The 14380-nt window shown below is 33.0% G+C and carries 10 protein-coding genes; 6 read left to right on the top strand and 4 right to left on the bottom strand.

The features are described 5' to 3' along the window. Positions 1-95: 95 nt before the first annotated feature. Positions 96-1931, bottom strand: coding sequence for a cation:proton antiporter (locus FQU21_RS05730; RefSeq protein ID WP_147677038.1), 1836 nt, complete (start codon positions 1929-1931; stop codon positions 96-98). 79 nt (positions 1932-2010) lie between these two features. Between FQU21_RS05730 and FQU21_RS05725 the strand changes: the two genes are divergently transcribed. Both FQU21_RS05725 and FQU21_RS05720 read left to right on the top strand, forming a co-directional pair. Continuing rightward, positions 2011-2880: a universal stress protein gene (locus FQU21_RS05725; RefSeq protein WP_246124776.1), complete on the top strand. Its 870-nt coding sequence runs from the start codon at positions 2011-2013 to the stop codon at positions 2878-2880. After that, positions 2877-5075 (top strand): SulP family inorganic anion transporter, encoded by a 2199-nt coding sequence (locus FQU21_RS05720; RefSeq protein ID WP_147677037.1) that lies wholly within the window; start codon positions 2877-2879, stop codon positions 5073-5075. The genes FQU21_RS05725 and FQU21_RS05720 overlap by 4 nt, the downstream gene beginning before the upstream one ends. Positions 5076-5128: 53 nt before the next feature. On the opposite strand, the gene FQU21_RS05715 is transcribed toward FQU21_RS05720, so the two are convergent. The 3 genes from FQU21_RS05715 to FQU21_RS17400 form a co-directional block, all read right to left on the bottom strand. Beyond that, positions 5129-6367: a PepSY-associated TM helix domain-containing protein gene (locus tag FQU21_RS05715; RefSeq protein WP_147677036.1), complete on the bottom strand. Its 1239-nt coding sequence runs from the start codon at positions 6365-6367 to the stop codon at positions 5129-5131. A gap of 134 nt (positions 6368-6501) precedes the next feature. Continuing rightward, the gene (locus FQU21_RS05710) at positions 6502-8820 is read right to left on the bottom strand and encodes a TonB-dependent receptor (protein WP_147677035.1); all 2319 of its coding nucleotides are present in this window, start codon (positions 8818-8820) and stop codon (positions 6502-6504) included. A gap of 134 nt (positions 8821-8954) precedes the next feature. After that, complete coding sequence (locus FQU21_RS17400) at positions 8955-9164, bottom strand: hypothetical protein (protein ID WP_187269333.1); 210 nt, start codon at positions 9162-9164, stop codon at positions 8955-8957. A 304-nt stretch (positions 9165-9468) separates the two neighbouring features. On the opposite strand from FQU21_RS17400, the gene FQU21_RS05700 reads away from it, so the two are divergent. From FQU21_RS05700 to rnpA, 4 genes are all read left to right on the top strand, one after another. Next, positions 9469-10329: an MBL fold metallo-hydrolase gene (locus FQU21_RS05700; protein WP_147677033.1), complete on the top strand. Its 861-nt coding sequence runs from the start codon at positions 9469-9471 to the stop codon at positions 10327-10329. A gap of 21 nt (positions 10330-10350) precedes the next feature. Then, positions 10351-11958, top strand: coding sequence for a S8 family peptidase (locus FQU21_RS05695; RefSeq protein WP_147677032.1), 1608 nt, complete (start codon positions 10351-10353; stop codon positions 11956-11958). A gap of 49 nt (positions 11959-12007) precedes the next feature. Next, positions 12008-13855 (top strand): M1 family metallopeptidase, encoded by a 1848-nt coding sequence (locus FQU21_RS05690; protein WP_147677031.1) that lies wholly within the window; start codon positions 12008-12010, stop codon positions 13853-13855. Between the two features lie 140 nt (positions 13856-13995). Further along, positions 13996-14370: a ribonuclease P protein component gene (gene rnpA / locus FQU21_RS05685; protein WP_147677030.1), complete on the top strand. Its 375-nt coding sequence runs from the start codon at positions 13996-13998 to the stop codon at positions 14368-14370. Positions 14371-14380: the final 10 nt, after the last annotated feature.

Raw genomic sequence — 14380 nt, 5'->3', positions numbered from 1 at the left:
TCCGCTAAAAGCATTTCAATATAACACTATAGGCGTATTTGCTTTAATCACCAAAAAAAGAACACCGAAAAGTAATTAGAAAAAACCCTGTATAATTAAACATCCTCCACATCAATAGGTTTTCCTAAATACACCAATTGAAATCCTTTTTCAATAGTATCTACATTCAAATTATTTGAAGAAATAATATGCAACTCACCATTGTTATCCTTTATAAACAAAGGAATAATATCTTTATCCTTATTAGTAATTTCAATTAAATCTTCATAATGTTCTCTATTTTCCAAATCAATTTCCTGTATCGATGCATGGTTTTTAGCAACTTCACTTAATGTCGTAAAATGATCTTTTTTACTAAATAGACCTTCTTTAGGGCATTTAGTTTCATCATTCATTTCCTCATTAGAAATTAATCTAAACGCACCGTTTTCACCAAATTGCTTTCTAAATTTATCAATAGCATACTTATTAATATCAGAATTTATGGTTAAAGCCATTAAATACCCAATATTATTCAGTTCAATATCATCCATTAAATTATCCGAATAAATATTAGCAGTCATAGCGGTTAAACCTAAATCCTTCGCCTTTTTAATGCTACGCTCATTACTATCTATAAGGACCACATTTCTACCATTGGTTACTAAATAATGCGCTAATAATCTAGAAACCTTAGAAGCACCAATAATTAAAATACCTTCAGATTTTTTCAAGAAAACACCTACCATTCTAGCGAACAAACGTGCTGTAGTAGCGTTTAATAGAACGGTTCCTAACACAATCATAAACACTAAAGGTGTAATATATTCTGCTCCCGGAATACCTTCTTTTGCTAGTTTTAATCCAAATAACGAAGCAATACCAGCTGCTACAATTCCACGAGGACCAACCCAACTAATAAAAAGGCGTTCGTTAAATTTTAAACTAGAGCCCTGCGTACTTATAAAAACACCAATGGGACGAATAACAAAAACTATAATAGCGAAAAGTCCCGCAGTTCTCCAATCGTAAATTAACATTAAATCGGAGACGTTGATATTAGCCGCTAAAAGAATGAATAAAATAGAAATAAGCAGGATACTTAACGACTCTTTAAAATAAAGCAACTCCTTTAAGTAAGGCGAATTAGAATTTCCTAACACCATACCCATAACCACAACAGCAAGTAAACCAGACTCATGAGCGAATGCATCGGATAATACAAAAACGCCAAGTACAGCAGCCAAAGCAAACACATTTAATAAATAATGTGGTACGAAATTTTTGTTAATTATAACATTCATAGCATGAGCAAAAGTAAAACCAAAAGTAAAACCAAAAAGCACAATTTTACCAAACTCAATGAGCGCTGTTTTGGTAAACTCACCACCGGCATCAACACTTATAAACTCGAAAACCAATACAGCAACTAAGGCACCAATAGGGTCTATTAAAATACCTTCCCACTTTAAAACCGCCGATACATCTTTCTTCATTGGGATATTTCTTAAAATAGGTGTAATTACGGTAGGTCCCGTTACAATAATTAATGCTGAAAATAAATAGGAAATTTGCCAGCTTAAATGAAAAATATAATGTGCCGCCAATGCCGCTCCAAAAAAAGTAACCACAGAACCCAGAGTAATTAATTTAGTAATTACTGGACCTATATTTTTTATTTCACTAAGTTTTAAAGTTAGCCCGCCTTCAAATAAAATAACACTAATAGCCAGCGAAACAAAGAAAAATAAGCTTTCTCCAGGAAACAACCCTTTGGTACCATTCCAAATAGGTTCTATCCATTTACTTCCATCTTCGCTTAAAAATTCGGCAGCAATAGGTCCAACCAATAAACCTATTAAAATAAGCGGTAAAATAGCTGGAATTTTAAATTTCCATGCTACCCATTGTGCTAAAATGCCTAAAATTATTATTCCTGCTAGTTCTGTCATATTTAAAAATATATAAAAAAGACTAATTTAAGTAAAACAGATGACTTGTAGTTTTTAAAAAATGTTATCTTTCAACTTTATGCAAAAAACAGTGAAACACGTGAGTTTAAAGCCTTTTAAAAGTATTGGAATTGGTGTGGCATTTTCGCCAAACTTAAAAGCAAATCTTTTTGAAGCAGCTAGGCTGTCTGTTTATTTCAATGCTAAATTATTTTTAATTCACGTTGGTGAAGCCTCTAACGACAAGCTAAACACATTTTCTGAAATTCTAAAAACTTTTGAAAAAGACCACTTAAATTTTGAAGTGGTTTTTAAAACAGGTAAACCGGTTGATGTTATTTTATCGGTTTCCGAAGAAAAAAGTATAGATTTATTAATTCTTGGAGCTTTACAACGGGAACGTTTTGTAAAATATTATCTAGGCTCTATTGCTCGAAAAATTTCGCGTCAAGCCAAATGTTCTATTTTACTATTAGTTAAGCCTTCCATAGAGCGTGTACCTTGCCAACATATTGTAGTTAATGGGTTAAAAGATCCAAAAACCGAAAACACCATTACAGCAGCTTTTTATGTAGCAAAAAAACTGGAAGCACAAAAAATAACTATTGTTGAAGAAATTAACAAAAATGAAATTGCTGTAAAAGTAAATGATGACAAAACCTTACGGCATGCATTCATTATAAAAGAACGTATTAAACTACGAGAAAACTCTAGAATTAATGAAATAATAAGTCATATTCCAAAAGAATACACCACCAATGTCACTATAAAATTACAACCAATTTTTGGTAAAAAAGGATATTCTATTGGCCATTATGCACAAATTTCACGTGCCGATTTATTAGTTATGAATGCGCCCACAAAAATGACCTTTTGGGACCGTTTATTTCCTCATGATATTGAGCATATTTTAACCGAATTACCAACCGACGTGTTAATTTTACAATGAGTCAGAAAAAAAATAACATCATCCATTTTTTTAAAACTTTACCCCAAAATATTTTTTCTGGATTTGTGGTAAGCCTTATTGCCCTGCCTATTGGTTTAGGTTTAGCGATGGCTAGTGATGCTCCTCCAATTTCTGGTATTATTACCGCCTTTATTGGTGGTATTGTTGTGTCTGTTTTAGGAGGAAGCAATGTAACTATTGTAGGTCCAGGAAATGGTTTAGTGGGCGTTATTTTAGTAGCAATTACTACTTTAGGATTAGAAAACGCTTATGTCGCTATTATTTTTTCTGGGTTGCTTTTAATAGGACTTGGCTTTTTACGTATGGGTGCTTTGGCTAATTTTTTTCCATCATCTGCCATTCAAGGTATGTTGGCTGCTATTGGGTTAATTATTTTAGGAAAACAATTCCATATTATGTTTGCGCATAAAATAAAACGCGAGGATACTATAGATTATTTATTAGAAATACCTTTTACTATTAACGATGCCCTGCACTACGAAAATAAAGGATTAATTTATGCCGCCTTAGCTGGTGTTATTAGTTTAGCTATTATGCTATTTTATTCTAAAATTAGAAATAAATATTTACAACTTATTCCAGCACCAATGTGGATTGTTCTTCTTTCTATCGGGTTTAGCTATTACTTTGAAATTGGCTTGCACGAACCCAATCCTATAGCCAAAGAATACATGATTTCTGGCATACCTAGTTTTCAAGCTATTATTGCCGATATTCCTACACCAAATTTTAATGGTATTTGGAGTTTTTCCTTTTGGGCCAGTGTTTTAGCGCTCACCCTTATTGCCAGTATAGAATCGTTATTAAGTATAAAAGCCGTGGATAAACTAGATCCTGAAAAAAGACGCTCCAACGTAAATAGAGATTTAAAAGCCTTAGGGTTAGCCACTATTGGCAGCGGTTTTCTTGGTGGTTTAAACGTAGTTACCGTAATAGCACGAAGCTCGGTAAACGTTAATAATGGTGCATCTAACAGATCATCCAATTTTTTCCATGCGGTTTTTTTAGTCTTATTTATTGTACTTTTTAGTTCCCAACTTACCCGAATTCCGTTACCTGCTTTAATGGGTATTTTGGTCTATACCGGGTACAAATTAGCCTCGCCAGATGTTATTACCAAAATATTCTCTATAGGAAAAGAACAGCTGGTAATCTTTTTTGTAACCCTTATTATCACTCTAAAAATAGGTTTAATATCGGGTATTATTTCTGGTGTTATTGCTACGTTAATTATTCATATTATCATTAATAAAAGTGCTGGTTTGTTTATTAGAAATGTATTAAAGCCCAATGTTTTAATGTATCAAGAAACAGGTTTAGATCGTAACTATTATGTAAGTGTAAAGCATTTTTGCAGTTTTTTAAATTACTACCGCCTTAAAGAACAACTCGATGCCGTACCAGAAAATCAAGATATTATTGTCGATTTTTCACTTTGTGAATTTGTAGATCACACCGTTATGGAAAACATGAATAATTACCAAGAATTATTTCAAAAACGTGGAGGTAGTTTTGATGTTATTGGTTTAGATATGCACGATACCGATTCCAAACACCCATTCGCTTTAAGACGAATGCTTCCAGTACCAAAAATTTTAAAAAAGAACTTAACAAAACGTCAAACCAGTATGGCACGTTTGGCCAGCGATTATCATTATAATTACGATTCTAAAAAAGAAAAAGAAGTTTCCTTTTTAAATCATTTTCAATTTTTTAATACTAAACATATCAATCATATTTACAACAAATTATCTCATGAAGATAAAAAAATGAAACTGTTTGATATTGAATTTTCCGAAGGTGAATTTATAACCAAAGAAGTGATTAGGAAAACCATGCTTTACATTAATATAAATAGCAATATTCCAAAATTCACTTTAGACAAAGAAGGTTTTTTAGAAAAAGTATCGGCTCTGGCTGGATTTAAAGATATAGAAATTAAAAATCACGATGATTTCTCGGATCGTTTTTACCTTTTAGGTGAAAATATCGATGAAATTAGTCAGTTTTTTAATGATGACGTTATCCATTTTTTCGAAAGCAATCCCTATTATCACGTCGAGTCTAATGGCTCTGATTTACTCATTTATGGAAAACAACGTTTAGCCGGTATGAAAGAAATAAAAGCCCTTTTCGATTTTGGAAAACGCTTAAAAACCGTTATAAATAATTAAAAATAAACCCTACATAGTTTTCAAAACTTATGTAGAGTTTATCTCTGTAAATATTATTCGATTACTTTGAGTTTGTTTCTTAATATTTCAATTAAATAAATTAGAATAATACTAGCACCAAATAGAGGAAATACCATACCAAGTACTAATATTAAAGCAACAACACCATAACCTACTTTAAACGATTTAGGAACTTTTGGCGTTCCCCATTTACCAGGTTCTTTTCGTTTTAAATACGATATTAAAGCTGCTATAGCAATAAAGGCAAGCAATGTTGCAATACCAAGCATTAACAACCAATTCCATAACCCAAATTGCCCCTGATGAAATGCCATAAACCATAAACGGCCACGCATTAAAATACCTACACCTTCCCAATTATGGTGCACTAATTCTTTACCAGAATATTGATCGAAATGAAAGCGCTTTTGCGCACCCAAATCAAAGGTAGAGTTATAAATACTGTATACACCTTTCTCATCTTTTGGTAGACCGATGCTCACTTCTCCTTTTAAATTCATAGAATTAGCAAGTTTCACCATATGATCTAATGTAATGGCTTCTCCTTGAGTATTAGATTTTAAACCTCTAGAATCCCATGTATTAGGAAAACCTGTATTTGTTGCGGTTTGCACCCATTTAAAACTACTTCCAAAAACATCGGTCCAGGGCATTCCTCCAGCCAACGTCATTAACAACAATATAGAAATCCAAAAGCCTAAAACGGTATGTAAATCTCTAAATAATGTGCGTTTTCCATGTGATGTTCGTATTCTAAACAAACCTTTAATACCTTCGTTTTTGTTAGGCCAAAACACATAAATTCCTGTAATAATTAAAACAACAAGCCAACTAGAAATAAGTTCTACTATTTTGGTTCCAAATTTACCTAAAAGCAATTCTCCGTGTAATTTTCTAACGGTATACATATTAGAACTTTTTGGAGTAATATGCCCAGAAACTTCAGCTTTATAAGGATTTATAAACACACTGTTTTTATGACTAAACATACCCGAGGTAAACTCTGTTGCTCTATTTTTTTCATTAGAAAGAACCATAGTATTTGGCCCTTTGGGCAGCGCCGTTTTCGCTAATTGCCATTGTTGTTGATATGATATAGCTTCTCCTGTAACCTCAACAATTTTTATATGCTCTTGGCGCGGTGCTTCATATTTATCTTTAAACAAGTAAATACCACCTGTAATGGCTAATAAAGCTACAAAAGGTAAACTAACAAGACCAGCTATAAAATGCCACTTCCAGAGCCATTGATTTAATTTTTTATTCTTCATAAGAAAATATTAATAAAAAAAGCCACCAAGTAAATCTTAATAATATTGAGTATGTTAAAATTAATTAATAGCGTAAAAAACATATTTCTAAAACTCAATATCTCCCCCAACTTACTTTACTGGCAGCTTCTTTTTTATTTAAAATTATATTTTATTCCACAATGAAACGCTCGCGGATTACCCACTGTATAGGTATTATTCTTTGTCCATTTACTGTAAGATGCCCTGGCAGAGTACAGCTCGTCAAAAATATTTAAAGCATGAGCCCATATTTCAAAATTTTTAAATTTATACGCAACCAAAGCATTAATAACATGGTGCCCTTTATAAGTTGCTGTACTAAAAGTTCCATCTTGATTATCTATTTGGTTTTCATAACTTGTGTTGTACTCACCAACCATTTCGTGAATTAAACTCAGGCTTAAATTTTTAATATCTTGTGGCACAAATATTAGTTTAGAAGTACCAATAAGCGAAGGTGCTGTTTCTCTATCTGTATTAGAGTAATCTACAGCACTATCAAAAAATTCAATATATCTGTGTTTAGAAAAACTTCCGTTATGGCTAATTTTCAAACCTTGAATTGGTGTATAGTTTAGACCATATTCAATACCATAAGATCGGGTTTTTCCAGCATTAACATTAAAAAAATCATCATTGTCGTCACGCAGCGTAATTAAAGTGTTTTTGCCTTCTAATACATACATGGCAATATCTGCTTTAAAGGTGTTTGAAATATTGAAATAGGTTCCTATTTCATAGTTATCGTAAGCACTAGGTTTTAAATCGAAAACCTCATCACCTTCATCTAAATAACTGTTTCTGTATAAGCTAGATGTTTGGGGTGGGGTAAATCCATTAGAATAATTGGCATAAATACCTAAGTTTCTAGAAATATTATAATTTGCACCTATTTTAGGTGAAAAATTATCGTAATTATTTTTAGAATCACTTGGCCCTGCAACACCTTCAGCTAAATTATCATAATCGTATTCAAACTTATCGAAACGTAATGCAGCTGTAATTTTTAAGGCTTCTATAGGATTTATTTCATATTGTAAATATCCAGCGTAATTTAAAATACTAGCGTCGTAATTAAGTATATAATCTCCCGTATTTACAGAATAGCCCGTATTTATATTTGTATCACGATCTATGGTTACGGCTATACTTTCTGCTTCATAATCTTGAGGCGAATAATCTAGAGTTCCACCTAAAATTAAAGAAGATTTTGCAAAATTGAAATCTATTTTATGTTGCAATAAACCTACATAACTTTTAAATTTATTGCTATTAATTTCACCACTAGCAGTACGTTGGCTTATACGATAAGATGGAATTTGATCCATAATATTTCTTCTAAACATAAAGTTAAATGCGGTTTTATTATTGGCATTCCATGTTTTATCTATTGTACTTCTAAAACGAAAAGCAAGTGCTTCGCGTTCGGTAAACGTTTGATCGCTTTCATAATTTCCTGCTCTATAATCTTCTTCACTTAAAGAACCAGACATATCCGATCTGTAATCGATAATATCAAAAACATTTATCCAATTAGCAGAAGGTGATATATGATTTACATTTTTAAAAGTTAAAGCAAACTTTTCATAATCACTATGAGAAACAGGACCATTTTTTCTTTGTACATATTGCGTACCAAGGTAAAAACCAACCTTTTCCGAAGCGTATTTAGAAAAATCCAATTCGTATTTAGTAAGTCCCATATCATTAATTTGAAAACCAACACCACCAGATAAATCTTTAGTTGGGTTTTTAGTAATAAAATTAAAACTGCCACCTATAGCTTCACTACCATAAATACTGGATGCAGGTCCTTTTAAAACCTCGATACGATTAAAAGAAACATCGTTCATTTCTAAAAGCGCATTATGGTTAAATACAGCTGTTGGCCTTATAGGTAAGCCATCTTCCACGTATAAAAAAAGCGATTTGGTACTAATTGGTGAGCGTACAGACATCATGTGTTGCTCGTTTCCTGCAGCCCTAGACATCGTCATCACAACACCGGGCATATTGTTTAATAATTGATCTATACCAAAGGCTTTAGTTTCTGTTATTGCTTTAGAAGAAATTACAGAAATAGATGCTGGTACTTCCTTTCTAAGTTGTTTTTCTCTACTTGCAGAAACTACAACTTCTTCTAAAAGCTCATCATTCTCGCTTAATTGAATAATATGGTTAGAACTAGAAAGCGCTTTTTCTTCAGTTAAAAACCCCATAAATTTTACAACCACCATATTACCAGTTTGTAAAATGATGGAAAATTTGCCTTCACTATCGGTAATTACCGCATTATTTAAATTAGTTTTAGATTGAACTGTTGCTCCTAGTAATGGATTGTTATTTTGATCCACAACCTGACCTCTGTACGATTTTTGTGCATAAGTAAACACACCCGCTAAACAAATAGCGAGCATTAATAATTGTTTCATTTTTAAATTTTGAAAATTAGATAATAGCCCATTGCATTTACTAACTATTTATACAAAAGTTAATAAACTTAACACGCCTTCTTGTTTAATAAAATATTTTACAAGCGCATAAAAATATTATAGCTTGTTAAAAATTAAACTTTTGGAGGAGGATCTAATTTATCTATAAAAACATGAGTTAACAAATCTTTATAATCCCAAGATATCGAGGTTTTTACATTATAATTAAAAAAAGAAATTTGTTTGTATTCTTTAAAATAAACAGGTACAAAAGCTTCAAATAAAGCACTTAAAGCAGAAGTTTGGTTTGAAGAGTCTTTTTTAGAACCTAATTGAGTTGCCAAGTGGCATTTTCCGTTACATTGTAATTCCGGCTTTTCTTTATTAACACAATACGTTTCAATAATGTAATTTATATTTAACTCAAAATAGCCAATATATCCAATATTGTATAAGGGCCTGATAATTAAAGCAAACAAAAGAATATATGAAAAAAATACCTTCAATTAAAAATTATAGAGTAACTAATAATTTACAAAGTTAAGTTAAAATCCTATTAAACCTATAGGTTTTTTAAATAAAATTTATTCTTAATAAATTCATAACCATTAGCTAATATCGTTGCCTTTTTTTTAATTTTACATCCATATGAAGCTTTTTCCAATAAATTCCGGTAATTTTAAACTAGATGGTGGCGCCATGTTTGGGGTGGTACCCAAAACACTTTGGCAACGTACTAACCCAGCAGATGCTAATAATATGATAGATATAGCTGCACGTTGCTTACTTATTGAAGATGGTAACAAACTCATTTTAATTGATACAGGTATGGGAAACAAGCAACCCGATAAGTTTTTTGGTTATTACCACCTTTGGGGTAACGATACACTCGATGGATCACTAAAAACACATGGTTTTCATCGAGATGATATTACCGATGTCTTTTTAACCCATTTACATTTCGATCATTCTGGTGGAGCTATAGAATGGAATAAAGATAGAACAGGGTACCAACCCGTTTTTAAAAATGCGCATTATTGGAGTAATGAAAACCATTGGCAATGGGCAACCCAACCCAATAATCGTGAAAAAGCTTCCTTTTTAAAAGAAAATATTCTTCCTATTGAAGACAGCGGGCAATTAAAATTTATGCAGCTTCCCGAGTCTAATTTACTTAAAAATTCAGATTTAGGATTCGATATCTTTTTTGCCGACGGCCACACCGATAAGCAAATGATTCCGCTTATTAATTACAAAGGAAACACCATAGCTTTTATGGCCGATTTATTACCAACCGTTGGGCATCTCCCTTTACCTTTTGTAATGAGCTATGATACCCGACCATTATTAACGCTAAACGAAAAAGAATCTTTCCTTAATTTAGCAGCCGATAATAAGTTCTATCTATTTTTAGAACACGATGCACACAACGAAATTATTACCGTAAAACATACCGAAAAAGGTGTGCGATTAAACGAAACTTATACTACTCAAGATATTTTCAAATAAAAATAAACTCAAATACTTAACATGAATACATTTAAATCGATCACCGTATCTGCATTTGCAGCGCTACTAATTACAGGTTGTGGAGGCGTAGCTCCCATACTTTCTACACCTGTTGAAAACATTGATAATACCCCTTTAAAAGTTTCAGATTTAACCAAAGAAGAAAAACATAACTGGGGACATTTAGATTTAGTAACAGACACCATTCCTGGGATGAGTGTAGATAAAGCTTACGCTGAAATTATTAAAAACAAAAAAGGAAATAAAGTTATTGTTGCGGTTATAGATTCGGGTATTGATATTGACCACGAAGATTTAAATGATGTGATTTGGACCAACCCTAAAGAAATTCCAGGCAATGGCATAGATGATGATAAAAACGGCTATATTGACGACATTCACGGATGGAATTTTCTAGGTGATACTTACAACGAACAATTAGAATTTGTTAGAATTTTAGCAAAAGGAGACACGAGTAATCCTGACTATGCTAAAGCTAAAGCGGAATACGATAAAGAATATCAAAAATACATGGGTTATAAAACCAATTATGACCAAATGGCGCTGCAAATTTCTAATGCCGATGAAACACTTGCTAAATATTTAAACAAAACAGATTACACCAAAGCCGATGTAAACGCCATTAAAACCGAAGATGAAAGCGTATCTCAAGCCGTACAAATTGCAAAATATTTTTACAGCAACGATATGGAATCTTTAGCCGAAGCTAAAAAACAAATTGAAAATGGTGTTGTTCAAATTAACGATAGATTAAACTATAATCTAAACAAAGATTTTAACGGTAGAATAAAAGGCGATAATCCAGATGATATGTCGACTAAATATTACGGAAATGGAAACGTAAAACCTACTGTAAAAACCGAAAGCCACGGAACACACGTTGCCGGAATTATTGCTGCAGAACGCAACAATAATAAAGGTGTAAACGGTGTAGCAAACAACGTTGAAATTATGAGTGTTCGTACCGTACCAAACGGCGATGAGTATGATAAAGATGTTGCTTTAGCTATCCGTTATGCGGTTGATAATGGCGCATCTATTATAAACGGAAGTTTTGGTAAATACTACTCACCACATAGCGATTGGGTACGTGAAGCTATTGCTTATGCTGGAAAAAAAGATGTGCTTTTTGTAAACGCTGCTGGTAATGAAGGTGAAAATTTAGATAAAGTAGATGTCTATCCAAATGATGCTGTTGGTATAGGACCAGAAGTTTCAAATACCTTTATTACAGTTGGTGCTTTAGAACCTAAATACGGTTCTGGTATTGTAGCTAGTTTTTCAAATTATGGTAAAATAAATGTAGATGTATTTGCACCTGGTGCCAAAATATACTCTACCGTTCCAGAAAATGAATATGACACTAAAGGCGGTACCTCAATGGCTGCTCCTGCTGTAGCCGGTGTTGCTGCATTAATACGTTCGTATTATCCTAAATTAAGTGCCGCACAAGTAAAACAAATTATTATGGATTCTGGCTTAGCTATAAAAAGCAAGGTTATTGTTGGTGGCGATACTAACAATATAAAACCATTTGCAGATCTATCCAAATCTGGTAAAATTGTAAATGCCTACAACGCATTAATTTTAGCCTCCAAAACGCATTAATTAAAACTTAAAAAGAGGCTCTTCGGCCTCTTTTTTTATTCCATATATTATGAAGAAAATTTATATTTCTATCCTAAGTATCGCTTTACTTTTATCTTGTTCAACAACTAAAAGTATTTCGTCTACAACATATTCTAGTACATCAATGGTTCTAAATTCGCCTGCAACCGCTACCTATTGGCAACAGCATGTGGACTATAAAATGGATATTGATATGGATGTTAATAACTATCAATACCAAGGCAAGCAAACCTTAGTTTATACCAATAATTCCCCCGATGTTTTAGACCGTGTGTATTATCATTTATTTTTCAATGCCTTTCAACCCGGTAGCGAAATGGATGTACGCTCGCAAACCATTGCCGATCCAGATTCTCGTGTTGGCAATAGAATTGGACAGTTAAAACCAAACGAAATTGGTTACATTAAAGTAAACAGTTTAAAACAAGACGGTACCACTTTAAAACACGAAACCGTGGGTACGGTTTTAGAAGTACAGTTAGCAAAACCTATTCAACCCGGTGAAAAAGTAACCTTTACCATGGATTTCGATGCACAAGTACCTGCACAAATTCGTAGATCGGGTAGAAATAATGCTGAAGGTGTTGCTTTATCTATGTCGCAATGGTATCCAAAACTAGCCGAATATGATTTTGAAGGTTGGCATGCCGACCCCTATATCGGTCGCGAATTTCATGGTGTTTGGGGCGATTTTGATGTTAACATAACGATTGATAAAAATTATACACTTGGCGGAACGGGTTATTTACAAAATCCAAACCAAATTGGGCATGGTTATGAAACTTCAACCGTTACAAAATCGAATTCAGATAAATTAACTTGGCATTTTGTAGCACCAAACGTTCATGATTTTATGTGGGCTGCGGATCCTGCTTATATTCACGATACCAAACAAGTACCAAACGGACCGCTTTTACATTTTTTATATAAAAATACGTTAGATGCCGAGCACAAAGCCAGTTGGAAAAAAATGCAATCTAAAACGGTTGAGCTTATGCAGTATTACAGTGAACATGTTGGTAAATATCCATACAAACAATACTCGGTTATCCAAGGTGGTGATGGCGGTATGGAATACGCCATGAGTACGTTAATTACAGGTAATAGAAGTTACGGTAGTTTAGTTGGCGTTACTGCTCATGAAATGGCGCATACTTGGTTTCAGTTTTTATTAGCTTCAAACGAGTCTAAACACGAATGGATGGACGAGGGTTTTACCACTTACATAAGCACTTTAGCTAAGAACGACATTATGAACGAAGGAAAATCACATCCTTTAGAAAATGCCTATAAAAGCTATATTTACTTAGCTAATTCTGGTAAAGAACAACCACTTACCACGCATTCCGATCGCTATGCATACAACCGCTCTTATAGTATAGCAGCATACAGTAAAGGCGCCGTGTTTTTAAGTCAGTTAGGTTATGTTATTGGATCGGAAAACTTAAAAAAAACAATTAAAAAATATTTTACAGATTTCGCTTTTAAACATCCAAAACCATTGGATATTGTGCGTACTGCAGAGCGTGTTTCTGGTTTAGAATTGGATTGGTATTTAACCGATTTTGGACAAACCACAAACACCATTGATTATGGCGTAAAAACCGTTGAAGGAAAAACAATTACCCTAGAACGTATTGGTTTAATGCCAATGCCTATAGATTTAAAAGTAACGTATATTGATGGTTCTTCGGAAGATTTCTACATTCCTTTACAAATGATGCGTGGCGAAAAACCAACCAAAGCTACTATAATTAGCGATTGGGCTTGGGCCTACCCTACTTATACCTTTGATGCAAAAAAAGACGTAAAAACCGTTGAAATTGATCCATCGGGATTAATGGCCGATGTGAATGCCTCGAACAATATCAAGTAAAAAATTTAAAATATCATTTTGAAAAGCCTTTTTGTGAAAATGAAAAGGCTTTTTTGTGCTTAAAAATTCCAACATTTCCCACAAAGCACTTCATCCCGATTTTTTTATTTCATTACCTTTGACCTAATAATATAAATGCCTTGAATTTTACATACTCAAAAAAAGAAAAATTAAAAAGCAAAAAGCTTATCGATAAGTTGTTTACCGAAGGAAATTCGGTTTCGGCATATCCATTGCGTATGGTTTATTTATCAACAAGTTTTGATGATGCTGTTATAGCAAAAACAGGCGTCTCGGTAAGTAAACGAAACTTTAAAAAAGCCCCCGACAGAAACCGTATAAAACGTTTGCTACGCGAATGTTACCGCTTAAACAAGGCCGAATATTTTAACAATGTAACAAACCAATATACGTTTATGATTTTGTACATTGGCAAAGAAAAGCCTACATATTCTGAAGTTGAAACCAAAATGAAACAACTCTTCGAAAAGTTTTCAAATAAAATATCTGAATAAAATTACAGCA

Source organism: Algibacter pacificus (genome assembly GCF_008033385.1).
Taxonomy (GTDB): domain Bacteria; phylum Bacteroidota; class Bacteroidia; order Flavobacteriales; family Flavobacteriaceae; genus Algibacter; species Algibacter pacificus.
The sequence above is the reverse complement of the archived record's forward strand: the minus strand, read 5'-3'. Positions and strand labels throughout refer to the sequence as shown.